22 protein-coding genes and 1 pseudogene are annotated in these 23,504 nt (G+C 54.3%); 7 read left to right on the plus strand and 16 right to left on the minus strand.

All coding sequences use genetic code 11. The features are described 5' to 3' along the window. The first annotated feature begins 68 nt into the window (after nt 1–68). Nucleotides 69–1,106 (plus strand): NADP-dependent oxidoreductase, encoded by a 1,038-nt coding sequence (locus VH86_RS15235; RefSeq protein WP_045833420.1) that lies wholly within the window; start codon nt 69–71, stop codon nt 1,104–1,106. Nucleotides 1,107–1,153: 47 nt separating this feature from the next. On the opposite strand, the gene VH86_RS25780 is transcribed toward VH86_RS15235, so the two are convergent. Together VH86_RS25780 and rluF are read right to left on the minus strand one after the other, a co-directional pair. Then, entirely contained in the window at nt 1,154–1,303 is a 150-nt protein-coding gene (locus tag VH86_RS25780; protein ID WP_156102798.1) for a hypothetical protein, read from the minus strand. Between the two features lie 108 nt (nt 1,304–1,411). Further along, entirely contained in the window at nt 1,412–2,293 is an 882-nt protein-coding gene (gene rluF / locus VH86_RS15240) for a 23S rRNA pseudouridine(2604) synthase RluF (RefSeq protein ID WP_045833421.1), read from the minus strand. A 190-nt stretch (nt 2,294–2,483) separates the two neighbouring features. On the opposite strand from rluF, the gene VH86_RS15245 reads away from it, so the two are divergent. Then, nucleotides 2,484–3,230 carry an HPP family protein gene (locus VH86_RS15245; RefSeq protein ID WP_045833447.1) on the plus strand — a complete coding sequence of 249 codons (747 nt, stop codon included), beginning with the start codon at nt 2,484–2,486 and terminating at the stop codon, nt 3,228–3,230. Nucleotides 3,231–3,265: 35 nt separating this feature from the next. Here the strand turns inward: VH86_RS15245 and VH86_RS15250 are convergent, their stop codons facing one another. The 11 genes from VH86_RS15250 to VH86_RS15300 all read right to left on the minus strand — a co-directional run bounded on the left by VH86_RS15250 (nt 3,266) and on the right by VH86_RS15300 (nt 15,152). After that, nucleotides 3,266–4,177: a metallophosphoesterase gene (locus VH86_RS15250; RefSeq protein WP_156150597.1), complete on the minus strand. Its 912-nt coding sequence runs from the start codon at nt 4,175–4,177 to the stop codon at nt 3,266–3,268. A gap of 12 nt (nt 4,178–4,189) precedes the next feature. Beyond that, nucleotides 4,190–5,008, minus strand: coding sequence for a carbohydrate ABC transporter permease (locus tag VH86_RS15255; RefSeq protein WP_045833423.1), 819 nt, complete (start codon nt 5,006–5,008; stop codon nt 4,190–4,192). Next, nucleotides 5,005–5,916: a carbohydrate ABC transporter permease gene (locus tag VH86_RS15260; protein WP_045833424.1), complete on the minus strand. Its 912-nt coding sequence runs from the start codon at nt 5,914–5,916 to the stop codon at nt 5,005–5,007. Before VH86_RS15260 ends, VH86_RS15255 begins: the two co-directional genes overlap by 4 nt. A gap of 10 nt (nt 5,917–5,926) precedes the next feature. Next, nucleotides 5,927–7,204, minus strand: coding sequence for an ABC transporter substrate-binding protein (locus tag VH86_RS15265; protein WP_045833425.1), 1,278 nt, complete (start codon nt 7,202–7,204; stop codon nt 5,927–5,929). A gap of 27 nt (nt 7,205–7,231) precedes the next feature. Continuing rightward, nucleotides 7,232–8,335, minus strand: a complete 1,104-nt coding sequence (locus tag VH86_RS15270; RefSeq protein ID WP_045814289.1) for an ABC transporter ATP-binding protein — start codon at nt 8,333–8,335, stop codon at nt 7,232–7,234. Between the two features lie 214 nt (nt 8,336–8,549). Next, on the minus strand, nt 8,550–9,515 hold the full coding sequence (locus tag VH86_RS15275; RefSeq protein WP_045833426.1) for a sugar-binding transcriptional regulator: 966 nt from the start codon (nt 9,513–9,515) through the stop codon (nt 8,550–8,552). Nucleotides 9,516–9,622: 107 nt separating this feature from the next. Next, entirely contained in the window at nt 9,623–10,480 is an 858-nt protein-coding gene (locus tag VH86_RS15280; protein ID WP_045833427.1) for a phosphogluconate dehydrogenase C-terminal domain-containing protein, read from the minus strand. Then, a complete protein-coding gene (locus tag VH86_RS15285) occupies nt 10,477–11,295 on the minus strand; it encodes a sugar phosphate isomerase/epimerase (protein ID WP_045814290.1) in 819 nt (272 codons plus the stop codon). Before VH86_RS15285 ends, VH86_RS15280 begins: the two co-directional genes overlap by 4 nt. Further along, on the minus strand, nt 11,295–12,068 hold the full coding sequence (locus tag VH86_RS15290) for a triose-phosphate isomerase family protein (RefSeq protein ID WP_045833428.1): 774 nt from the start codon (nt 12,066–12,068) through the stop codon (nt 11,295–11,297). The genes VH86_RS15285 and VH86_RS15290 overlap by 1 nt, the downstream gene beginning before the upstream one ends. Before the next feature lie 2 nt (nt 12,069–12,070). Further along, a complete protein-coding gene (locus VH86_RS15295; protein ID WP_045833429.1) occupies nt 12,071–13,816 on the minus strand; it encodes a dihydroxyacetone kinase family protein in 1,746 nt (581 codons plus the stop codon). 1 nt (nt 13,817) lies between these two features. Further along, nucleotides 13,818–15,152, minus strand: a complete 1,335-nt coding sequence (locus VH86_RS15300; protein WP_038647041.1) for an MFS transporter — start codon at nt 15,150–15,152, stop codon at nt 13,818–13,820. A gap of 443 nt (nt 15,153–15,595) precedes the next feature. On the opposite strand from VH86_RS15300, the gene VH86_RS15305 reads away from it, so the two are divergent. From VH86_RS15305 to VH86_RS15325, 5 genes and pseudogenes are all read left to right on the plus strand, one after another. Then, the gene (locus tag VH86_RS15305; protein WP_038647043.1) at nt 15,596–16,054 is read left to right on the plus strand and encodes an RpiB/LacA/LacB family sugar-phosphate isomerase; all 459 of its coding nucleotides are present in this window, start codon (nt 15,596–15,598) and stop codon (nt 16,052–16,054) included. Nucleotides 16,055–16,083: 29 nt separating this feature from the next. Further along, nucleotides 16,084–18,075: a transketolase gene (tkt, locus tag VH86_RS15310; protein ID WP_045833430.1), complete on the plus strand. Its 1,992-nt coding sequence runs from the start codon at nt 16,084–16,086 to the stop codon at nt 18,073–18,075. Between the two features lie 245 nt (nt 18,076–18,320). Further along, nucleotides 18,321–19,973 (plus strand): hydroxylamine reductase, encoded by a 1,653-nt coding sequence (gene hcp, locus VH86_RS15315; protein WP_045833431.1) that lies wholly within the window; start codon nt 18,321–18,323, stop codon nt 19,971–19,973. Nucleotides 19,974–19,981: 8 nt separating this feature from the next. Continuing rightward, nucleotides 19,982–20,950 carry an NADH oxidoreductase gene (gene hcr / locus VH86_RS15320; protein ID WP_045833432.1) on the plus strand — a complete coding sequence of 323 codons (969 nt, stop codon included), beginning with the start codon at nt 19,982–19,984 and terminating at the stop codon, nt 20,948–20,950. Nucleotides 20,951–21,046: 96 nt separating this feature from the next. After that, nucleotides 21,047–22,062, plus strand: a pseudogene (locus VH86_RS15325) (lipoate--protein ligase A). Here VH86_RS15325 and VH86_RS15330 read toward each other — a convergent pair. The 3 genes from VH86_RS15330 to VH86_RS26145 all read right to left on the minus strand — a co-directional run. Then, on the minus strand, nt 22,055–22,633 hold the full coding sequence (locus tag VH86_RS15330; RefSeq protein WP_045833433.1) for a TetR/AcrR family transcriptional regulator: 579 nt from the start codon (nt 22,631–22,633) through the stop codon (nt 22,055–22,057). The pseudogene VH86_RS15325 and the gene VH86_RS15330 sit on opposite strands and share 8 nt — an antisense overlap. Next, a complete protein-coding gene (locus VH86_RS15335; protein WP_045833434.1) occupies nt 22,630–23,226 on the minus strand; it encodes an NAD(P)H-dependent oxidoreductase in 597 nt (198 codons plus the stop codon). The genes VH86_RS15330 and VH86_RS15335 overlap by 4 nt, the downstream gene beginning before the upstream one ends. A 40-nt stretch (nt 23,227–23,266) precedes the next feature. Further along, nucleotides 23,267–23,504 (minus strand): hypothetical protein (locus VH86_RS26145; protein WP_231647229.1); only part of this gene is annotated, 238 nt, incomplete at its 5' end.

Raw genomic sequence — 23,504 nt, forward strand, 5'->3', positions numbered from 1 at the left:
AGATTGCGACAAACTTTTAAACAGCTTTCAACTACACTTGCCTGATTCAATTGAGTAAAGAGGTTTACATGACGCAATCACCTGACAGCAATCAAGCGTGGCTACTGGCATCGCGCCCGGATGGCGAACCGGTTAAAGAGAATTTTCAGCTTGTTGAACAACCTATTCCCTCCATTAAAACGGGTGAAATACTGCTCCGCACGGTTTACCTCTCACTGGATCCTTATATGCGAGGACGCATGGATGACAGTAAATCCTATGCGCCTCCGGCACAACTCAATCAGCCGATGGTCGGTGGTACCGTCTCTCAGGTAGTTGAATCGCAGCATCCCGATTTTAAAACCGGGGATTGGGTGCTGGCTGGCAGTGGCTGGCAACGTTATGCCGTCTCGGATGGCAGCGGCGTGGCGAAAATCGGCGATCTGCCCCACCCATCCTGGGCGCTGGGTATTCTGGGAATGCCCGGCTTCACCGCTTACATGGGGCTGATGGATATTGGGCAGCCAAAAGCAGGCGAAACCCTGGTGGTCGCCGCCGCGACGGGCCCGGTGGGTGCCACGGTCGGACAACTGGGTAAGCTAAAAGGCTGTCATGTGGTTGGCGTTGCCGGTGGTGAAGAGAAATGCCGCTACGCGATTGAAAAACTCGGGTTCTCTGCCTGTCTCGATCACCATCGCGAGGATTTTGCTGAACAGTTAGCGAATGCCTGCCCGGACGGGATTGACATCTATTTCGAGAACGTTGGCGGCAAAGTGTTTGATGCCGTATTCCCGCTGTTGAACACCGCCGCACGCGTACCGGTTTGTGGGCTGGTCTCAACCTATAATAGTGGCAAAACCCTTCCCGCTGGCCCTGACCGTACGCCACAAATCCTGAGTGGGATATTGAAGCGCCGAATCCGTATGCAGGGATTTATTATCTTCCAGGATTACGGTGATCGATATCCGCAATTCCTGCAGGCGATGACGCCGTTGGTCGAACAGCAGAAAATACATTATCGCGAGCACATGATTGATGGATTGGAAAACGCACCGCAGGCGTTCTTCGATATGCTGAAGGGCAAAAACTTTGGTAAAACCGTGGTCAAAGTGGCTGAAGAAGAGTGATGGGGGCCGGTTATTCTGAACATTCAATAACCGGCTTAATAGCGGCGCTATCGCTGTTTAACCTGCGGCAGCAAGAGTTCCGTCAAAATTTTATGACGCTGCGTTTTGGTCAGCCAAAACATGCGTGGAACCCATGCCGGACGCGGCTGAGCTACATAGAGATGCTGCATTTCATATAACCAGTTTGCGTTGTTCATTGTTCCCTCCTTTGTTAAGAAAAGTATGGAGGGATAAACACGGAACAAATAGTGAGAAGATTATAAAATTTGTTCCGGGTTTAATCAGTGATGGCGAAGCAATGGCGATTAGCGCCCTTTCTTCTTCCTGCCAGGCTGTGTGAAACGCTGACGACCTGCGGGTTTAGCCGCAGCTTTCTCTGGAATCTTTGCACCGTTCGATGCGACTTTTTTCGCCGCTGCTGCCGGTTTCTTTTTCGCCTGGCTTTGCTGCGTTTTTTGGTCTTCGGATGAAGAATCCTCGATCAAGTTAAACAACTCAATCAATTCGTCATCGGTTAAATCACGCCATTCGCCCAGCGGGATGCCTTTCAGGCTGACATTCATGATGCGGGTACGTTCAAGCTTTGTGACTTCGAAGCCAAAATGCTTGGTCATTCGGCGAATCTGGCGGTTTAGCCCCTGAACCAGGATGATACGAAACACAAAGGTCGACTCTTTCTTCACTTTGCATTTTTTGGTCACGGTACCCAGCATCGGCACACCCGCCGCCATTCCGGCGATAAACTCGTCGGTGATCGGCTTATCCACGGTCACCACATACTCTTTCTCGTGGTTGTTACCGGCGCGCAGGATCTTATTGACCAGGTCACCGTGGTTGGTGAGGAAAATCAGACCTTGTGAGTCTTTATCCAGACGGCCGATCGGGAACACGCGTTTACTATGGTTAACAAAATCACCGATGTTATCGCGCTCCCCCTCTTCCATCGTGGTAATAATGCCCACGGGCTTGTTGAGCGCAATCAGCACTAAATCTTCTTCGTTACGCGGCTCGATCAACTGCCCATTCACTTTCACTTCATCCCCGGCAAAGACCTGTGCGCCAACGGTCGCGCGCTTGCCGTTAATAAAAACGTTGCCTTGTTCGATGTAACGATCGGCATCACGTCGTGAGCAGATTCCGCTCTCGCTAATGTATTTGTTCAGGCGCGTGGATGAGTTGGGCAGCATGGTTCCTCCGAAAAAAAACGGACTATACAACAACCTTAGACGTTGTGTAAGACACGGTTAAACATCATTGTTCCAGCTTGCAACCCCATCACCGTTTGGTAACAGCACAATAACATTGTGGTTGTTCCTCAGGAATCGATCAGCGACAATCGCCATCCATCGCGTTTTCTTATGACAGAGTATGACCTTCATGACACACCTGCGTCGCGCCAGCTGGATAACATCGCTGCGGACTTTCCTTGCCCGTCTTTGGCCGCATCCGTTGCCGGTCGCCAAAAAGCAGAGAGTGATGGCCAGCATCGGTGCGGGCCTCGGCCTGATGATCACCAGCCTGACCAGCCATTGGCTGCTTGGTGAGGTCAACTTATGGTTTGTGGCACCGATGGGGGCGTCTGCAGTGCTGCTTTTCGGCTTACCCAATAGCCCGTTGGCGCAGCCCTGGTCAATTGTTGGCGGGAATCTGGTCGCAGGCGTGGTAGGCGTGACAACCGCGAAGTATGTGCCTTATCCCGCCGTCGCGTGCGGCATTGCGGCTTGTCTGGCGATTGCCGTGATGTTTCAGCTGCGCTGCTTGCATCCTCCTAGCGGTGCGGTGGCGCTGACAGCGATTCTGGGTGGCGGTGGCGTTCAGCAACTGGGATATCAGTTTATTCTCTCCCCCGTGCTGCTGAATTCCGTGTGTCTTGCTGTATTGGCAATCATTTTTAATAATCTTGCGGGTCGCCGCTACCCGCACCCGCTGGCTGCAAACGAACCTAAAACGAATTCAGTGGCGCTTGAAGTGCCAATCACTCGCGATGATTTGCATCAGGCACTCGAGAACGGCCAGCTTCTCGACATTGACGAGGATGATTTGCAGCAGTTGTTACAGCGCGCTGAAGAGATTGCACGTCGCCGGCAACAGTTACCGCCACAGCCCCTGAAGCGCGCCAGTTAAATCGCAGGCGATATGAGTCTCGCCTGCTGACCGCATTAACACAGACCTCGGCTTATCTCCCCGCCGAAGCCGTGAATCCTTACACCATTATCATCCACTTCGACCACCGCAAAGGGCACTTCGCTTGGACCATCGAGCATGCCCTTCATGGTATAAAACCCTGCTTGACCGATGTATGCAGCGTTGCCGCGGTGGTCATGTCCTGAAAAGCAAAATTGTATGTTGTAACTAGATAGAAGATCCACCAGCACACTGGCGTTCATCAGTATATGCGAGGTGTGAGGCGCCAGCGGGTAATGACCAAACACCCCCACTTTCTCACCCCGTTGCTGAGCTTCAATCAATTGCTGTTCAATCCAGTTCAGCTGCTGCTGCCCTACGGCACCGTTCCATGGCTGAGCCTGCGGCTGTCGCTGCGCCTTTAATTCCGCCAGCAGGTTCTCCGCCTGGTAGTAGTCGTCACCATTCTGCGCATTGCAGTACAAACTGACATCGTTACCGTCATAAACGATGAACCGCCACCCCGCTAAACGAAACGCGTAATAACTTTTGGGGAGTGCCGCACGATTATTCAGATGCTGAGCGAGGGTTTGCGCATCGTGGTTCCCCAACACCACCGCATGCGGATGCACCAACTGGTCATACAGCGGCAGAATGGCGGCATAGCTGGCCCAATCGCGGTCAACCAAATCCCCCAGCGTGACAACAAAATCCAGCGACTGCTGATTCAGGGCTTCAATTGCCTGCGGTAACTTATCAAGAGCATGACGGTAGTAGAGGTTATTTTCGATATTAGCTTCGACATCGGCATACTGCGGGTCAGCAATCACACCGAAACGCAGCACGTTATCTCTCATCGCAGGACGTAAATCAGGCAAAGCATAAAGCTCGGCCACATCGCCGAGGAGTTCTCGCTGCAAGAATGTCAATGGATGCGGATGAGTCACGGAAAACACTCCTTAGCGAATACCAGCACGCATGAACGACTGAATAAACTGGCGCTGGAAAATCAGGAACAGCACCAGTAACGGCAAGGTGGTCATCAAGGTAGCGGCACCAATGAGCGCCCACTGTACGCCCTGCTCTGGCGCCGAGAACAATTGCAATCCGACGGTGAGCGGTCTCACGTTGACGGAATCGGTAATCACCAGCGGCCACAGGAAATCATTCCAGTGGAAGCTAATCGACACCAGGGCAAAAGCGATGTAGATCGGCCGGGCTAGCGGGATGTAGATCTTACGTAAGATATAAAAACGGCTGGCGCCCTCGACAATAGCGGCCTCTTCCAGCACCAGCGGGATGCTTTTAAACGTCTGACGCAGCAGAAAAATGGCAAAAGCAGAGGCGAAATACGGCAATGCTATCCCCGTTAAGGTATCGCGCAGCCCAAACGCACCGATGGTTTTGTAATTGTTCAAAATCAAAACATCCGGGCTAATCATCAATTGCAGCAGGATCAGCGCGAAGATAACCCCTGAGAATTTCATTTTGAAACGCACCAGCGCATAGGCCGCCATGGTCGCTAAAATCAACTGCACCACCACAATCATCAGCACCAGCAACGTGGTATTGAGGAAGTAGCGGGCAAAAGGCGCGGCATGCCAGGCCTTGATAAAATTATCGAAGGTCAGCGGCGAGAAAAGCGAAAAACTGGCCTGATCGGATGCGGGATGGATCGCCACCCACAGTGCCACCAGAATCGGCAGCAGCCAGAGCAGCGCCGCCAGCCAGATGATGAGATTGAGGCACCAGCCAGCCAACGAGTTTGTCTTATTCATTGATAATGGGCTCGCTTGTCCAGCAACGTAAATTTGATCAGCGCAATCGCCGCGAGGATCACCAACAACACCACGGTCATGGCCGCAGCAGCAGGCATATCCCAGAAACTGAATGCGGTGCGATAGATATAGAACAACAGCAGACTACTACTGTTGTTGGGGCCTCCGTTGGTCATGGCAATCACCTGATCGACAATGCGGAAGGCGTTCATCGAAGCATTGATCAACACAAATAGCGTCGTTGGCATCAACAGCGGCCATTGCACACGACGGAAAAAGTAGCCGCGTGAAGCCCCTTCAATCGCTGCCGCTTCATTGAGGCGGGGATCGATCTGCTGCAAGGCAGCCAGATAGAAGATCATAAAGAAGCCCGCTTCACGCCAGACAGAAACCGCCATCAGGCAATAGAGGGATGTGCCCGGCTCACCGAGCCAGTTCACAGCAGGCAGCGAGAACAGCGCCAGCAACTTATTCAACAGCCCCAGCTGCGGAGTGTAGAAAAACAGCCACAGATTGGCGATGGCAATCATGGGGAGCAATGATGGGATAAAAAACGCCGCGCGGACCAGCGAATTCGCTGCCAATCGTCGGTTCACGGCCAGCGCCATCATCAAAGCCAGCGTGACGGCCATTGGAATGGTGATCAGTGCATACAACACGTTGTTCCAGAGCGATTGGATGAAAATATCGTCATCCAACAACGCCATGTAATTATCCAGCCCAACAAAGTGGGCCGGATGATTATTACGGGAAGCGCTGAACAGACTCTCCCAGATCGTCGCCACCGCGGGATAATGCGTAAACAGCAGTAAAAAACTGAGTGCTGGCAAAATCAGCAGGTAACCATAAAGCTGCGTCGACCAGAATGCGGGACGCCGCTGCGGCGTACTGGCAATTATCGTGCTCATCGCGCTTCCGTTACTGGTAGGACTTTAACAGACGATCCGCTTGCTTCTGCGCACCCTCAAGCGCTTCTGCCGGGGTTTTTGCCTGGGTCACCGCAGCTTCGACAGCATGGTTCAACGCATCCTGAATCTGTACGCTGTTGTAGGTCGAGAGTTCTGGCTGGGCATACTTCAACTGCTCACGGGCGACCAGCGCCTGAGGGACCTCTTTCACGTAGTCTTTCATCACCGTGGTATCCCATGCCGCTGGAGACGTCGCCACATAGCCGGTCGCGATACTCCAGCGCGCGGCCTGCTCCGGTGACGTCACCCAGCGGATAAATTCCATCGCGGCTTTTTGCTGCTCCGGTGAAGCATTTTTGAAGACATAGAGGTTACCGCCGCCCGTTGGGCTGCCACGCTGAGTCTTCTCTGGCAGCATTGCCACACCAAACGGGAATTTGGCGTTATCGCGCACGTTGGTCAGATTACCGGTGGTGGTCACCATCATGGCGGTTTTACCGCTGATAAAGTCCTGTGGTGTGGTACCCCAGGCGATAGCGCCTTTCGGTGACACTTCTTCTTTCTGCCCAAGATCGGTCAGCCATTGCAGTGTCTCAACGTTACCTGGCGTGTTGAAATGCACGGCCGTGCCTTTACCGTTATCCAGACGGCCGCCATTGGTGGCAGACAATCCCTGGAAGTTCCAGTAGCCGTTAGGTGTTGAGGGAATCTCAATCCCCCACTGGCTGACACCATTGGCATCTTTGATGGTCAGTTTTTTACTGAACTCGACCACTTGCTGCCAGTTAGCCGGCGGCGTGTCGCCATTCAGCCCCGCTTTTTCGAATGCTTGTTTATTCCAGTACATCACCACCGTAGAGCGCTGGAACGGTACGCCCCACACTTTGCCGTCAATATGACGCAGGAAGGCAGGATAAAAGCCGTCGATCCATTTTTTGCCTTCATCACCTGTTGCCAGATCGCTGGCGGCGACAATCGCGCCCGCATCAATCAGGGAATAAGCCTCAATGTCACCAATGACCGCCAGCTGCGGTGCATTGCCACCACGGAACGCCGTCAGGGCTTTGGTGACTGTTGTCGCATAATCACCGGTGTACACCGGCTGAATGCTCACTTCCGGATGCACTTTTTCGAAATCAGCCACCAGCGTGTCAACAGTGTGGCTGACTTTGCCACCGACCGCGATCGGATAGTACATCTGCAATTTAACCGGATCGGCGGCAAAAGCGGAAAGCGTAGTACAGAGCAGTAAAGCAGAGGCCAGGCGTGAGTAACGAATCGCAGACATGATTATCCCTTGGGCGAAAAACAACGGTTAAACAGCGTATTTTTTCTGTGAAACAAACATCTGTTGCTCGGCAGACAAACAGCGCTTGCCGGTCGTGGTGGAGAACAGATATTGACGGGTTGCGGACCACTGCAAGCCGACCTGGCTGTCCTCGGCAAAATGCTGCATGCCGGGCACTTTCACGGTGATGGCATCGGCCAGGCCCGCGAGTTGGCACACCAGCAAGGTATCAGCACCCATGTATTCGTAGCTGATTGCCCGGGCTTTAAGCGCCGCATGTTCAGGTGAAATCAGCTGAATATCTTCCGCTCGTAAACCGAGACTCAATGCCACCTCATCGCAATGCTCAACCACCGGCGCCTGTAAGTGGCTCAGGTAATGACGGTTCTCTTTGTTGTGCAACGGCAGGATATTCATGGGTGGCGCGCCGATAAACTGCGCGGCAAAAACCGTGGCGGGGTTGTTATAGAGATCGTTCGGTGTGCCTTGCTGCTCGATATGACCGTCATTCAGCAAAATAATACTGTCCGCCATGCTCATCGCTTCGGTCTGATCGTGCGTGACATACAGCATGGTGAGCCCCAGTTTCTTCTGTAAGGCACGAATCTCACGTCGCATGCTTTGGCGCAGTTTGGCATCAAGGTTGGACAGAGGTTCATCCATCAAACACAGGTTGTTATTCGCGATAACCGCCCTTCCCAACGCCACACGTTGCTGTTGGCCCCCCGAGAGCTGAGATGGCAGGCGATCGAGCAACTTATCCAGTTCCATCAGCTTGCTGACGTCATCCAGTCGGCTCGCAAATGTCTGCTTGTCTTCCCCACGCGCTTTTAAGCCAAACAGCAGATTCTCGCGGACATTCAGATGTGGAAAAAGCGCATAGGATTGAAAAACCATCGAGAGTTTGCGCTGCGAGGGTGGCAAATGGGTGATATCAGCGTGTTTAAAGTGGATCTCGCCGCGATCGGCGGTTTCCAGCCCGGCAATGGTGCGCAGTAGTGTGGATTTTCCACAGCCTGATGGCCCAAGCAGCGCAACAAAGCTCCCTTCTGCGGCATCAAAGGTAATGTCATTGAGGGCAATTTTTTCCCCCCAGGCTTTAGTGATGTGATGTAGCGAAAGGTGGCTCATGCATCCGCAGTCCTGAAAACAGAATGGCGGTAAGCTAGCTCAGGGAAATGAAGGATTTATGTTGCTGGGGTGACGGTTGGGTGACTGAAATAAATCTCAGATAACATGACAGTAAAGGAGTGTTAGCTGAGAATGGGCGTAATAGTATGCGCAGTAAGAAAATTGGAGGGTGATAAAAGAGCGACACCGCGTGGTGCCGCCATGAAATAATACCCTACTGCGACATACTCAAAATCGTCCGAATATTTTGTGCTGTCGTCGCCACAATATCGATGGCACCCGTGCGCAATGCACCGAGAATGGCCATGGCTTTGGTATTTTCTGAAGCAATAGCGATCACGCAGGGGATCTTACGTAACTCTTCGATGCTGAGGCCAATTACACGGTCATTCATCACCGTATCCACGTGTTGCCCCTGGGCATTGAAGAAGTCGTAACCCGCAACATCCCCGGTGACGCCCTGATTCACGTGCGCATCAATGATCTCATGCGGCGTAAACCAGCCGAGTTTCACCATATAGCTGTTTTCATTCATATCACCGATGCCCACTATCGCCACATCGGCCTTACGCGCCCGGTCCAGCGTCTCTTTGATGGTGCCGTTTTGCATAAAGGCGTCACGGAGTGCGCGGTTCTCAACATAGGCCGGGGCATACAGGGTTTCGCTGATACCGCCAAACTTCTTAGCCAGACGACGGCTGATATGATCGGCGTTAATCGCATCACCGGGACGATGTGTCCCACCGATACTACTGATAAACAGACAATTACGCGTCGGCACCTGACCGGGATAATCGGCAACCGCGGCGACGTTGCGCCCTTGACCCACAGCGACAATCGCATTGTCTTTTAATGATTGCGCAAGATGGGCTGAAACTAACGCCGCCACCTGACGACGCTGCTCTTCATCGTCCGGCGAATCCAGGGCAATCAGCGCACGTTGTAGTTGGGGGAAACGGCTTTGCAGTTGTTGTTCAAGGCGCGTACTGAACACCGGATGGTAGCGCACATTAATTTCGACGATGCCCTCTTCACGCGCACGTTTGAGCAGTCGGCCAACCTTAATGCGGGATATCCCAAACTTACGCGCAATCTCCTCCTGGGTGATTTCGTCCTGATAATAGGCCACCGCAATTTCTGTCAGCAGCTCGGAGTCCTGAGAAAGCGTGTTTTTTTCCATCCGTTACCTGTCTTGTATCGTGACACCTGATTTAAGGAAGGAGTTATATCATTGATACGACTCGCTTCGCCAGACAGCAGCAAGGCGAGTCGCAGGTTGCATCACGCTTAACGCTTAATGGCGTCGATTTTCAGCATGCGGGCAATGACGATATCCAGCTCTTTCTGATCGAAGATCTGCTTCCAGTCTGGCTTAACAATCTTCTCGCGACCGTATTCCATGGCGATCATGCAGGCATCAGAGAACGGGTTGGTGGCGCGGAAGGCCACGGCCAGTGCGATCTGAATATGACCATACAGCATCGCTTTGGCGGCTTCTTCCGGCACGCCGCTGTGCTTGACGGTCTCATCCAGCGCTTCTTTCATAAAAGCACCCACCATGCAGGCCACGGTTTCCACCAGCGTTGGCTCCAGATAGGCCAGCTGCGTCACCGTGACCCAATGCACTTCCTCTACCGGACCGTACATCACACTGATGACTTTGCTCAGTTGGGCTTTCTGCGCATCGGAGCCGGTTTCATACGAAGCCGCGACGTGCTGTACAGCCGCGATGCCACCGAAGGCATCCGCGTGCTCTTCTTTGGTGTAGCGCTCCAGGAACACTGACGGATGGCAAGGGTGCGCCACCGCATATTCGATGCCGTCACGATGCGCGATCAGGTTTGCGTAAGCCGCAGCCGGGTCCAGCGTCAGCAGGATCGCACCGGCCTTCATCTGCGGCACCACGCCCTCAGACACTTTGCCCAGAACGATATCCGGTACGGCCAGAATCACTACGTCACTGACCGGCACAACGGAAGCAGCATCAGACAACTCACGGCCTTGCGCCGTCACTTGTTCCTGCGCCTTCGGTGAGTTCTCAACGTAAAACACCTGGTAATCGCTTTTCTGGAAGTTGGCAGAAATGCGCATACCCATTTTGCCGCCTGCGCCAATTACAGTGATGGTTTTCAATGCATTGCTCATTTGTATAACTCCTGATCTTGTTTACTACGTAAGAATTCAACGGTGCGGCGCGTCCATTCGGCTTCGCGCTCGCAGGTCAGCACGGCATCGTCCTGCCACGGCAACCAGTGTTCAACGATTTGATTAATCTCTCTTTCTGCCGGGCGCACACTGGCGATCATCCGGTCATAGTCCAGCAGGCCCTCGCCCATCAGGCAGCCGGCAAAGGTAAAGCCGACCCAGCCATCACGACGCGTAAAGGCAAAATCTTTGATGTGCAGGTTACCGACGCGCGCCGCCGTATTGGCGATCACCTGTTCAGGCAATTCCAGCCCTGCTACGCAGTTAGCGGGATCGAGACACACACATAACCACGGCGAGAGGAACTTATTGATAACCGACATCATCGCGCCGCTGTTGACCTGCTCATACGTCTCCAGACACAGACGTACCTGCTGGCGAGCGAAATCAGGCAGCACCGCAGCAATCAGTTCTGCGGCTTCATCCAGGGAAGGACGGTGATCGGCGGTGTAGAACATTGAACGCACGACATGGGCATCGAGAATATTCGCCATATGCAGATAGCGGCGCAGGTGCGCAGTGCCTAAGCCACGTGTGCCTAGCTCCAGCGTAATTCCCAGCTTGTCGGCCAGTTGGCGAAGGTCCTGCAACTGCTCATCTGACCAACTTTCAATCGCCGGATAATCACAAATCTGGAATACCGAGATATCCAGTTCAGCGGTCTGCTGCAGCATCTGCTCCAGCGACAGCGGGTTGGGCACTTTGCTGGACATGCGCCAGAAAAAGGCATAAGTACTGAGTCCGATACGGCTCATTAACGGATCTCCTTCGCCAGCACGCTGGCCTCTTCAATGATTTGCGCCAGTGCATTCGGGTCGTGGGCAAAACGGCCCAGGAACAGACCATGAACGTCAGTCCCCAGACGCTGAATCAGCCCCGGCCCGGCGCTGCCACCATAAATAATTTTCAAGGTGATACCCTCCGGCGTTTTCAGCTGTTGCAGGCCTGAACAGACCGCGCGGATATAGCTATCCGGTGCAGGTTGTGGCGCACCAATCGCCCACTGCGGCTCATAGGCAAAAAACACCTCGCCTTTTAGACCTTGTTGCACTGCATCAGCCAATGCCTCCGCCAGTTGCTGTTCGCACAGTGCGATAGCCTGATCCGGCCCGGCCTGCTGCTCTTCGCCGATACACAGCACCGGTGTTAATCCGTGTCGCAGCGACATCGCCACTTTGGCAGCAATCTGCGCTTTGTCTTCATGGAAGTGGCGACGACGCTCAGCGTGACCGATTTCGGCCAGTGAGCAACCGAGTTCCTGCAACATGCTGGCGCTGACCTCACCGGTCCAGGCGCCGTTCTCAGCCTGACACACATCCTGGCCGCCAAAGCGCACCGGTGTTTTTGCGAAAATGTCAGCCACAGCGGGAATAGCCGGATAAGCGGGCAGTACAAACAACCCAACATCACCGTTTTTCACCGCCGGCAACTGTGCCAATCCGGCGACTTTGCGGCACCAGTCCAGTGTCTGCTGGTAACCGAAATACATTTTCAGGCTGACGCCGAGCCAGATTTTGGGCTGAGACATCATTACGCTCCTTGCTGAGAGGCTTTGTGTTCTTTTAGCAGATCGCCAACGGTATTGACGATCATCGCCAGTGAAATCGCACCCGCATCTGGCGTACCGACACTTTTCTCGGCTAGCGGACGCGCACGACCCATTTTCGGCACCAGCTGAGCGGTGTCTTGTGCGGCCTTATCGGCCACCTGCGCCGCCGCCAACCAGGCATCGGTCAGTGAAGCACCCTCTGCGACTGCAGCGTTAAGGCTGTCGCTAAACGGCACCAACACATCGACCATGGTTTTGTCGCCTACCTTCGCTTTGCCAAAGTGCATAATGCCCTCTTTAGCTTCACGTACACCGGTTGCGACGCGTTGCGCATTCGGTGACTGCTGATCGCCAATGGCCGTCCCCAGCGCCGTGAGTGCGACGCCCCACAGTGCACCCGACGTGCCCCCGGCTTTATCTGCCCAGGCATCCGCAGCGCGGCACAACAGGCTGCCTGCACCTGCGCCGCGCGTCGCCACTTCACGCGCTTTCTCTACCGCGCCCAGCACGCCACGTTCCATACCGATACCATGGTCACCGTCACCGGCCACGGCATCGATATCGCCTAATTTTTCCGCGTTACGCTGTAACAAATCGGCCACTGATTCCAGAATATGTAACACGCGCTGTGCGCTCTGCTGTGACTCTGCAGAAGCCTGCGGCAGTGCTTCTTCCGTGCTCTCTTCACGCTCTTCGGCACTCAACGGTTCCGCGATCAACACGCTACCTTTGCGATAGGCGGGTGCGTTTGCTGGGGCACACCACAGCGTCTCCAGCTCATCATCCAACCACATCAGCGTCAGCGATGCGCCCGCCATATTAAAGCTGGTGACAAACTCGCCGACATCCGGCTGAATCACCTGCAATCCTGCGGCGGCCAGCAGTTGTGCCACGCGGCGATACACCACGAACAACTCTTCATACTTTACGGAACCCAAACCATTGAGGATCACCGCAACGCGCTGCCCCTCAATCTGCCTGACATCGGAAGGCACTTCGCTCAGCAGACGTTCAACAAACAGCTCGGCCAGTTCGTCGGCACTGGGCACATCGGTTTCACTGATGCCCGGCTCACCGTGGATGCCGAGCCCCAGCGCCATGCGCCCTTTTTCAACTTCAAACAGTGGATGGGTGGCCCCCGGCAAGGTACATCCGCCAAATGCCACACCGAAAGTTCGCGTACGATCGTTAGCATGCTGTGACTTCTTAAGCACGGTGGCTAAATCATCGCCCGCTTCCGCCGCTGCACACGCCGCTTTAAACACACATAAATCACCCGCCACACCACGGCGCTTTGCCCGTTCGTCTTTACTGGCGCTGGAGATATCATCCGTCACCGCCAGAATTTCACAGGCAATGCCCTCGGCGCGCAGGCGTTCGCAAGCCTGGCCGAAGTGCAGTACATCGCCCGCATAGTTTCCGAACATCAGCAACACGCCCGCGCCGTTATGCGCCGCTCTGGCCACGTTGTAGATCTGCTGAGCAGACGGCGAAGCAAACAGGTTCCCCATAGCTGCGCCGTGTGCCAGACCTTGTCCAACCAACCCGGCGAAGGCCGGATAATGACCGGAACCGCCGCCCACAATCACCGCAACCGTATTAGGTTGGCTGCGCGTGCTGCGCACCACACCACCGGTGACCTGACGAACTTTATCGGCGTTGGCGGCGACAAAGCCTTCAATGAGTTCAGCAGCAAAGGCTGAAGGTTGGTTAAACAGGTACGTCATTTTAGTGCTCCTGTGCGATAGAGGTCGGCTGAGACTGCGGGCGCTGGCGATTCAATAACAGCATAAGGACGGCTGACAGCAGCATGAAGCCACCGACCACGAACATCGGTAACACATAGCTGTTGGTGGCGTCATGCAGTGCGCCAGTGATGTAGCCCGCGGAGAAGCCCGCCACGTTTCCTAAGGTGTTGATAAGTGCGATAGCCGCTGCGGCTGACGCGCCGGTCAGGAACTGCGTTGGCAGCGTCCAGAAGTTAGGCAAGGCAGCAAAGATGGAGCTGGCCGTAATCGCGATCACCATGATGGTGGTGAACGGTGAATCCATATACAGCGCCAGTGGCACGCTGATACCACCGGCCAGCGCTGGAATCGCGATGTGCCAGGTTTTGCAACCACGACGGGTGGCATCTTTTGACCAGAAGTACATCACCACGGCAGCAATCAGGTATGGCACACCGGTAATCAAGCCCTTCTGCATCACGTTAAAGGTGGTTCCGAACTGCTGCTGGAAGCCGCCGATAATGGTTGGCAGGAAGAAGGCCAGCGCATACAAACCATAGATAAAGCCGAAGTAGATCAGGCACAGCGTCCACACACGACCGTTGCCCATCACTGAACGCAGGCTGTGTTTCTTATGGCCCTGCTTCTGCTGATGCTCCGCTTCCAGCTCGTTGGTCAGCCAGGTCTTCTCATCTGCGGTTAACCACTTCGCCTGACGCGGTGAATCCACCAGCCAGAACAGCGCCACGATACCGATCAGAATCGCCGGGATGGAAACACCCAGAAACATCACGCGCCAGCCATCCAGACCAAACAGACCGTGTTGCTCAATCAAGCCTGCCGCCAGAGGCGCACCGAATACCACGGTCAGCGGCTGTGCCAGATAGAACAAGGACAGGATTTTGCTGCGATGACGTCCCGGTACCCACATGCTCAGATAAAGAATCGCGCCCGGGAAGAAGCCCGCTTCAGCAATACCCAGCAGCAGGCGCAGCGTATAGAGGCCTTCGACACTGCTCACCCAGGTGAACAGCAGCGAGACAATACCCCAGCTGATCATGATGCGTGCCAGCCAGCGACGTGCGCCGAACTTATGCAACGCCAGGTTGCTCGGCACTTCCAGCAGGATATAACCGATAAAAAAGATGCCGGATGCCAGACCAAACTGCACACCTGTCAGACCGAGGTCCTGAGTCATGCCATTGGGGCCAGCAAAAGAAATTGCGGTGCGGTCAAGGAAGTTAATAAAGAACATCAGTGCCACGAAAGGCACCAGACGCCAGGAGATTTTGCTGATAGCGGATTTCTCAATCGCCGTCATGTTTTGCTGACTCATAACGCACCTCCGTGACGTGCGTGGTTAAAACGGTTGTTTGGTGTTGACCAGACGCCAAAAGAGCGCTGGCTGCAGGTGTACTGAGAGGTACGGTGTAAATGACACATGTTCGAGTCCTCAAGGGGTCTTCTTGTACATTGGTATCGTTATGCGAACAAATGAACACTACACGTATAAATGCTCATCTCTCAACTGCAATGATTGAAAATGTGAGCCTGCTCATGAGATTTGATTTTGGCCCTGAATCGGAAAAATACGCAGAAATGCGGTGCAATCCGCGTGGCATCAGCCCCTGCCACGGGGTTCATCACCCAAACAGCACGCAAAACATATGAACAACCATTGAACATATGATTGTATTTATGGCAGGCTGTCAGTGAACATCTTCTCGCCTACGTAACAAACGTTCAGGCGTCAGAACAAAACCCTGCTGGAGAATGACGATGAAAACAATCGCAATCGGCGCCGATGATGCGGCTATCGAATTGAAAAACATCATTAAAAAACTGCTTGAAGAGAAAGATTATCAGGTGACGGATTACACCAATGACGCGCAAAACGACCGTCCAATGTATCCGGATGTGGCTTTTGCACTGGCGACGGCTATCCAGAAGAATGAATTTGAACGCGGAATTCTGCTATGCGGTACCGGTATCGGCGTAGCAATCGTGGCAAATAAAGTGGAAGGCGTACGTGCGGCACAGTGTCATGACACTTTCTCCGCCGAACGCGCGCGTAAAAGCAACAATGCCCAGATTATGACCATGGGTGCACGCGTTATCGGACCTGAACTGGCGAAAAATATCGTCAATGCCTGGCTGGCCTCCGAGTTTGAAGGTGGCGGCTCCACCGCCAAAGTCGAGAAGATCGGTTACTACGAACAAGTTTCACATACTAAATAATCACCGACTTCTTACCTCTGGAGAACCTTATGTCAACACGCCGGGAAAGAGCCAACGCCATCCGTGCTTTAAGCATGGATGGCGTTCAACAAGCCAAGTCAGGTCATCCGGGTGCCCCGATGGGCATGGCGGACATCGCCGAAGTTTTGTGGCTCGATTTTTTACAGCACAATCCAAACAATCCTAAGTGGGCTAACCGTGACCGCTTCGTCCTGTCGAATGGCCACGGCTCGATGCTGATCTACAGCCTGCTGCACCTGAGCGGATACGACCTGCCACTCAGCGAACTGAAGAATTTCCGCCAGCTGCATTCAAAAACCCCGGGTCATCCGGAATACGGCTATACGCCGGGCGTGGAAACCACCACCGGGCCGCTGGGTCAGGGGATTGCAAATGCGGTTGGCTTCGCGATTGCCGAGCGCACGCTGGCCGCGCAGTTTAACCGACCTGGTCACGACATCGTCGATCACCACACCTATGTGTTTATGGGTGACGGCTGCATGATGGAAGGGATTTCGCACGAAGTCTGCTCGATCGCCGGGACTCTGAAGCTGGGGAAACTGGTGGCCTTCTATGACGACAACGGTATTTCCATCGATGGTCATGTGGATGGCTGGTTCACGGATGATACCGCAGCACGCTTCGAAGCCTACGGCTGGCATGTGGTGCGCGGCGTAGATGGTCATGACGGCGAAGCCATCAAGAAAGCGGTTGAAGAAGCCAAAGCGGTTACAGACAAACCTTCCCTGCTGATGTGCAAAACCGTGATTGGTTTTGGCTCACCGAATAAAGCCGGTACCCATGATGTCCATGGCGCACCGTTAGGCGATGACGAAATTGCCCAGACCCGCCAACATCTGGGCTGGCACCACGCGCCGTTCGAAGTCCCTTCAGAAATCTATGCCCAGTGGGATGCGAAAGAAGCCGGTCAGGCGAAAGAGTCCGCGTGGGAGGCTAAAGTCGCGGCCTATGCCGAGGCTCACCCGGAGCTGGCGGCGGAATTTAACCGTCGTATCAATGATGCATTACCCGATAACTGGGAAGCCGAGTCGCAACAATTTATCCAGCATCTACAGGCTAATCCAGCGAAAATCGCCAGCCGTAAAGCGTCGCAGAATGCGATTGAAGCCTTTGGCAAGATCCTGCCGGAATATCTGGGGGGATCGGCGGATCTCGCGCCCAGCAACCTGACCATGTGGTCGGGTTCTAAACCCATCAATGAAGATCCTGCCGGTAACTACATTCATTACGGCGTACGCGAATTCGGTATGACCGCCATCGCCAACGGCATCGCGCTGCACGGTGGTTTCCTGCCCTACACCGCAACTTTCCTGATGTTCGTGGAGTATGCACGTAACGCGGCACGTATGGCGGCGTTGATGAAAGTGCGTCAGATTATGGTCTACACCCATGACTCAATCGGCTTGGGCGAAGATGGACCAACGCACCAGCCAGTAGAACAGATGGCCAGCCTGCGCGTGACGCCCAATATGAGTCTGTGGCGTCCGTGTGATCAGGTTGAGTCTGCCGTGGCCTGGAAATACGCTATCGAGCGTGTCAACGGCCCTACCGCGCTGATCTTCTCGCGTCAGAATCTGGCGCAGCAGGATCGCAGCGCGGAGCAACTGGCCAACGTAGTGCGCGGTGGTTATGTGCTGAAAGACAGCGAAGGCACGCCAGAGCTGATCCTGATCGCCACCGGTTCAGAAGTCGAACTGGCCGTTGCCGCCTACGAGCAACTTACCCAGGAAGGCCGCAAAGTACGTGTGGTGTCGATGCCCTCTACCGATGCTTTCGACAAGCAGGATGCAGCCTACCGTGAATCAGTATTGCCAAAAGCGGTGGCAGCGCGTGTGGCCATCGAAGCGGGTATCGCAGATTACTGGTTCAAATATACTGGCCTGAATGGCGCTATCGTGGGCATGACCACCTTCGGTGAGTCTGCTCCAGCAGAGCTGCTGTTCAAAGCGTTTGGTTTCACCGTTGAAAACGTGGTGAACACCGCGAAATCTCTTCTGTAACCAGCGGTCGCCGCCTTGGCGGCCCTACAGATGCCGATACCGGGTGCGCATTGCGCACCTGTTTTTTATGCGCACTTTTCGCCACTCACATCAATACGCGAATAAACCTCGTTTAGAATGTCCTTGCACAAAATTGCGCTAAATCAATCTCCCCTTAAGTAACCTGCAAATCCGCTGGTCAGTCAGCAAAATCAAGCCTAGCTTAAAGATGCATTTAAAATACAACTTATACGCAAGGTGTGATTATGTTCTGTGTGCAATGTGAGCAAACCATTCGAACTCCCGTGGCTAACGGCTGTTCTTACGCGCAGGGAATGTGCGGCAAGACCGCTGAAACTTCCGACTTACAGGATCTATTGATTGCAACGCTGCAAGGACTTTCTGCATGGGCCTGCAAAGCGCGCGAATATGACCTGATTGACCACGCGGTCGACAGCTTCGCCCCGCGCGCCTTCTTTTCCACCCTCACTAACGTCAACTTTGATCCGATCCGCATCGTCGGTTACGCGCGTGAAGCGATAGCCAAACGTGAAGCACTAAAAGCGCTGTGCCTGGCGCTCGATGCCCATGCGCAGGTCGAACATCCGATGGCCGACTTACAGCTGGTCAGTGACGACCTCGGCGATCTGCAAAGGCAAGCGGCGGCCTTTATCCCCAACCGCGATAAAGCTGCCATCGGTGACAACATTCTCGGCCTGCGCCTGCTTTGTCTCTATGGACTGAAGGGTGCAGCGGCGTACATGGAACACGCGCATGTCCTCGGTCAATATGACAACGCCATCTACGCACGTTATCACACCATCATGGCGTGGCTCGGCACCTGGCCAGCGGAGATGAATGCATTGCTTGAATGTGCGATGGATATCGGCCAGATGAATTTCAGCGTGATGCAAATCCTCGATGCAGGTGAAACCCATGCTTATGGCCATCCCACCCCCACTCAGGTCAACGTCAAAGCGGTCGCGGGTAAAAGCATCTTGATTTCCGGCCATGACCTGAAAGATCTCTATCACCTGCTGCAACAAACCGAGGGCACAGGCGTTAACGTCTACACCCATGGCGAGATGTTGCCTGCGCATGGCTATCCTGAACTGCGTAAATTCAAACACCTGGTGGGTAACTACGGCAGCGGCTGGCAGAACCAGCAGGTTGAATTCGCGCGCTTCCCTGGCCCTATTGTGATGACATCCAACTGCATCATCGATCCGCATGTTGGCTCGTATCAGGATCGTATCTGGACGCGCAGCATCGTTGGCTGGCCTGGCGTCAATCATCTGGAAGGTGACGATTTCAGCCCTGTGATTTCACAAGCCTTGCAGCTCAACGGTTTCCCTTACAGTGAGATTGAACATCTCATCACCGTGGGCTTTGGCCGACAAACACTGCTCGGCGCGGTCGACACGCTGATCGACCTCGTCAGCCGGGAAAAATTGCGCCACGTATTTTTAGTCGGTGGCTGCGACGGTGCACGCGGTGAACGCAATTACTTCACGGATTTTGCCACCCAGGTGCCGGCAGATTGCCTGATCTTAACGCTGGCTTGCGGGAAGTATCGCTTTAACAAACTCAATTTCGGTGACATTGAAGGCTTACCGCGTCTGGTGGATGCCGGACAATGCAACGATGCCTATTCAGCCATCATGTTGGCCGTAACCCTGGCAGAGAAACTGGGCTGCGGCGTCAATGAACTGCCACTCTCGTTAGTGCTGTCCTGGTTTGAACAAAAGGCGATTGTGATTCTGCTGACGTTGCTGTCTCTGGGTGTCACTAATATTGTCACCGGCCCCACTGCGCCCGGCTTCCTGACACCGGACTTGCTTGCCGTGTTGAATGAGAAATTTGGCCTGCGCCAGGTCACCACCGTTGAGCAAGATATGCAACAGATGCTGAGCGCATAGGAGACACCATGACCATGCCAACCCCACTGTGCCCATGGCGCATGCAAGTCCATCATATTTACCAGGAAACGCCTGATGTCTGGACGCTGTCGCTGATTTGCCATGATTACTATCCCTACCGCGCAGGCCAATACGCCCTCGTGAATATCGGTCATCAAAAGGAGACACTGCGCGCCTATACACTGTCGTCAACACCGGGCGTCAGCGAATACATCACACTGACCGTCAGACGTATTGAAAACGGCGCTGGGTCAAACTGGCTCACACAGCAGGTGAAACGCGGTGACTACCTGTGGCTATCGGATGCCCAGGGCACATTTACCTGTGACACCCTCGCCAGCAACAAACTGCTATTACTGGCAGCAGGTTGCGGCGTCACGCCGGTGATGTCGATGCGCCGTTGGCTGGCTGCTCATCGCCCTGACGTGGATGTGCAGGTGATCTACAGCGTGCGCTCACCGCAGGATGTGATTTTCGCAGATGAGTGGCAGAACTATCCCGTCACGCTGGTGGCGGAGAATCAGGCAAGCGCAGGATTTGCGGCTGGGCGCTTAACACAGGCGATGCTGAGTGCCGTCCCGGATCTTACCGCACGGACCCTCTTCTGCTGTGGTCCTGCACCCTATATGGAATGGGTAGAAAACACAGCGCGAGAAATGGGGGTTTTACACGTCTTTAAAGAGTCCTTCTTCACCCCTGCGGCGCCCGCGGCGAGTGAAGGCGTGAAGGTGAGCAAACTGTCTGAAGCGAAAACCTTCTTTGCAGCCCATGGCGACTCATTGTTGCAGGCGCTGGAAAGCAATCAGGTAGCTGTAAATGCCGCCTGTCGCGAAGGCGTGTGTGGCTGCTGCAAAACCCAGGTGCTTGCCGGTGAATACCGCGTCAGCAGTACGCTGACCCTAACCGAACAAGAGATTGCCGAGGGCTATGTGCTGGCCTGCTCTTGCCAGCCATTAAGTGATTTAGTGGTGGCATAAGAGGTAAAAAACGCGCTTCAATGGAAGGGCGTTTTTCTTACCTTTCCATTCCGTAACGCGTAAGCTATGTCTCTTTCTCAAGGAACTGGAGGAAACATGTCCACCCTACGTTTGCTGATCTCTGACTCACACGATCCTGGTTTAATCTCGCGGTGGAAGAGTGCATCTTCCGCCAGATGCCCACTACCCAGCGCGTGTTGTTTTTATGGCAAAACGCCGAAACGGTGGTCATTGGCCGCGCACAAAATCCGTGGAAAGAGTGCAATACGCGCAGGATGGCAGAAGATGGCATCAAACTGGCGCGACGTAGCAGCGGCGGCGGTGCGGTGTTTCATGATCTGGGCAACGCTTGTTTCACCTTTATGGCCGGCAAACCGGAGTACGATAAAACCGTCTCGACGGCGATTATTTTGCAGGCGATGGAAAAACTGGGCATGCACGCGGAAGCTTCTGGGCGCAATGATATTGTGGTCAACGTGCAGGGCGAAATGCGTAAGATTTCCGGTTCCGCCTATCGCGAAACCCCCGACCGCGGTTTTCACCACGGCACTTTCCTGATGAGCGCCGATCTATCACGTCTTGCTGATTACCTGAACCCGGACATCAAAAAACTTCAGGCCAAAGGGATCACGTCGGTGCGTTCACGCGTTGCCAATATCGCGGATTTTATCCCGGATATTAGTTTTACCGACGTGTGTCGCGAGGTGATTGCGGCCTACTTCACGCATTACCACGAAACCTGCGAGCCCGAATATATTTCACCTGAAGCGCTGCCAGACCTTCCCGGCTTTAAGGAGCAGTTTGCCCGACAGAGCAGCTGGGAGTGGAATTTTGGCCAGGCACCGGATTTCTCGCACCTGCTGCAGGAACGTTTTGTCTGGGGCGGCGTAGAAATGCACTTTGATGTTGAGCGTGGCACCATTACCCGCAGCCAGATTTTCACCGACAGCCTCAACCCCGCACCGTTAGAAACGCTGGCGATGAGGATACAAGGTGTGGTGTATCGCCCGGAATCCCTGCAGGCTGCCATGCAAGAACTGATTGCGGCGTTTCCGGAGCAACAGGAGGAACTCGACGAATTGGCCAGTTGGCTGGTGAACAGCATCAGATAAGATGGCGTTGCACCAGCGCCTCAATCAGTCCCTGCAGTTCCCTTACGCCATCCAGTTGCCGAATATCGCTACACACCACGGCATTTGAGATGGCGTCTGCCGCGCCCAGTAAGCCCCACAAGCTGGATTGCGGCAGCTTCGCCTCAGCAAACCACAGACGAAACTTCGCCATGAAATCGAGTTGGTATTTGCGCTTCACTTCGGCCAATTCGGGCGTGCTGTTGAGCGCTGACAGCACATCGGGGATCTCGCGCCCCTGCGTGAGTACACAGTTTACGTAGCAAGCCGCCACCGTGCTGGCACGCTCCGTCAGTTCGCTCCCCGCCTTTGCCATCGCCGCATCAATCACAGCGTTTTGCCGCACATCAAAGTCCTCATACAGCGCAGCGAGCAAACCATGGCGGGTACCAAAATGCTCATACACCACGGGCTTACTGACACCCGCTTCGACCGCCACCCGTCCTAAGGTCAGCGCATCACTGCCGTGCGAGCGCACCAGGTTCCACGCTGTGCTGATGAGCTGCTCGCGGCGTTCGTCAAAGGTCATACGCTGGCGCGTTGGTGAGTTCATGCAGGTTCCTTCAAAGTGAAAAGTCGCTGTCCCAACTGCCGGGCGAGCGCGTAATGCGCATCAGGATAACCCTCATCGGACGGCAACAACAGTTCGCTGGTGATCACGGGCGCGCCGCAGTAGCCGAAGATCCCCTCATCGATCTGATTGCGCATACTGCTGAAATAACCGCGTCGCAAATACGTGCGCGTATTCGCCGCCCCCAGCGCCAGCAGATGCACCTGAAGATGCCTCAACTTCTTTATCACCTTTTCACCGGTATCGTCATACGCCCAGCCTTGGGTAAATACGCGGTCAATCCATCCTTTCAATTGTGCCGGAAACGACCACCAGTAAATCGGATACACCAATACCAGCGCATCTGCATGGTTCAGACGTTGCTGTTCAGCCAACACATCCGCAGGTGAAACAGTGCCTGATTTGAACTGATCGAAATCCGCCTGGTTGAAGCGCGGGTCGAATTGCTCAGCGGCTAAATCGGCGATTTCAACACTGTGCAAACCACTCGCCGTGATACCTGCTGCAAGGTGTGTGACCACAGCGTGCGTATGCGAATGGCTGTCAGGATGGGCCGTAACGATAAGCGTATGCATGGGAATCATCTCCGAGATTGATTGACCTACCATTGGTAACTTACCAAAGGTAGGTTGTCAATGGCTTATATGTCATGCGACTTGAAGGTGGGATGCTCAATGGTTGAGCCAAGGGGTGATGACAAAGTTTGGGGTTGGCTGGAAGACTTGGTTGCGCAGGAGATGACGATTCCTGGGTGGGTTTGTCTGATTTGGCGAGTTTGGCTGATTGGGCTGATTGGGCTGATTGGGCTGATTGGGCGAGTTTGACGAGTTTGACGAGTTTGGCGAGTTTGGCG

This window comes from Pantoea sp. BL1, from assembly GCF_000963985.1.
GTDB lineage: Bacteria > Pseudomonadota > Gammaproteobacteria > Enterobacterales > Enterobacteriaceae > Pantoea > Pantoea rwandensis_B.

What these genes read in the sequence shown, in the direction of transcription:
- VH86_RS15235 (WP_045833420.1), top strand. Translation starts at nt 69, where the DNA reads ATGACGCAATCACCTGACAGCAATCAAGCGTGGCTACTGGCATCGCGC.
- VH86_RS25780 (WP_156102798.1), bottom strand. Translation starts at nt 1,303, where the DNA reads ATGAACAACGCAAACTGGTTATATGAAATGCAGCATCTCTATGTAGCT.
- rluF (WP_045833421.1), bottom strand. Translation starts at nt 2,293, where the DNA reads ATGCTGCCCAACTCATCCACGCGCCTGAACAAATACATTAGCGAGAGC.
- VH86_RS15245 (WP_045833447.1), top strand. Translation starts at nt 2,484, where the DNA reads ATGACACACCTGCGTCGCGCCAGCTGGATAACATCGCTGCGGACTTTC.
- VH86_RS15255 (WP_045833423.1), bottom strand. Translation starts at nt 5,008, where the DNA reads ATGAATAAGACAAACTCGTTGGCTGGCTGGTGCCTCAATCTCATCATC.
- VH86_RS15260 (WP_045833424.1), bottom strand. Translation starts at nt 5,916, where the DNA reads ATGAGCACGATAATTGCCAGTACGCCGCAGCGGCGTCCCGCATTCTGG.
- VH86_RS15265 (WP_045833425.1), bottom strand. Translation starts at nt 7,204, where the DNA reads ATGTCTGCGATTCGTTACTCACGCCTGGCCTCTGCTTTACTGCTCTGT.
- VH86_RS15270 (WP_045814289.1), bottom strand. Translation starts at nt 8,335, where the DNA reads ATGAGCCACCTTTCGCTACATCACATCACTAAAGCCTGGGGGGAAAAA.
- VH86_RS15275 (WP_045833426.1), bottom strand. Translation starts at nt 9,515, where the DNA reads ATGGAAAAAAACACGCTTTCTCAGGACTCCGAGCTGCTGACAGAAATT.
- VH86_RS15280 (WP_045833427.1), bottom strand. Translation starts at nt 10,480, where the DNA reads ATGAGCAATGCATTGAAAACCATCACTGTAATTGGCGCAGGCGGCAAA.
- VH86_RS15285 (WP_045814290.1), bottom strand. Translation starts at nt 11,295, where the DNA reads ATGAGCCGTATCGGACTCAGTACTTATGCCTTTTTCTGGCGCATGTCC.
- VH86_RS15290 (WP_045833428.1), bottom strand. Translation starts at nt 12,068, where the DNA reads ATGTCTCAGCCCAAAATCTGGCTCGGCGTCAGCCTGAAAATGTATTTC.
- VH86_RS15295 (WP_045833429.1), bottom strand. Translation starts at nt 13,816, where the DNA reads ATGACGTACCTGTTTAACCAACCTTCAGCCTTTGCTGCTGAACTCATT.
- VH86_RS15300 (WP_038647041.1), bottom strand. Translation starts at nt 15,152, where the DNA reads ATGAGTCAGCAAAACATGACGGCGATTGAGAAATCCGCTATCAGCAAA.
- VH86_RS15305 (WP_038647043.1), top strand. Translation starts at nt 15,596, where the DNA reads ATGAAAACAATCGCAATCGGCGCCGATGATGCGGCTATCGAATTGAAA.
- tkt (WP_045833430.1), top strand. Translation starts at nt 16,084, where the DNA reads ATGTCAACACGCCGGGAAAGAGCCAACGCCATCCGTGCTTTAAGCATG.
- hcp (WP_045833431.1), top strand. Translation starts at nt 18,321, where the DNA reads ATGTTCTGTGTGCAATGTGAGCAAACCATTCGAACTCCCGTGGCTAAC.
- hcr (WP_045833432.1), top strand. Translation starts at nt 19,982, where the DNA reads ATGACCATGCCAACCCCACTGTGCCCATGGCGCATGCAAGTCCATCAT.
- VH86_RS15330 (WP_045833433.1), bottom strand. Translation starts at nt 22,633, where the DNA reads ATGAACTCACCAACGCGCCAGCGTATGACCTTTGACGAACGCCGCGAG.
- VH86_RS15335 (WP_045833434.1), bottom strand. Translation starts at nt 23,226, where the DNA reads ATGCATACGCTTATCGTTACGGCCCATCCTGACAGCCATTCGCATACG.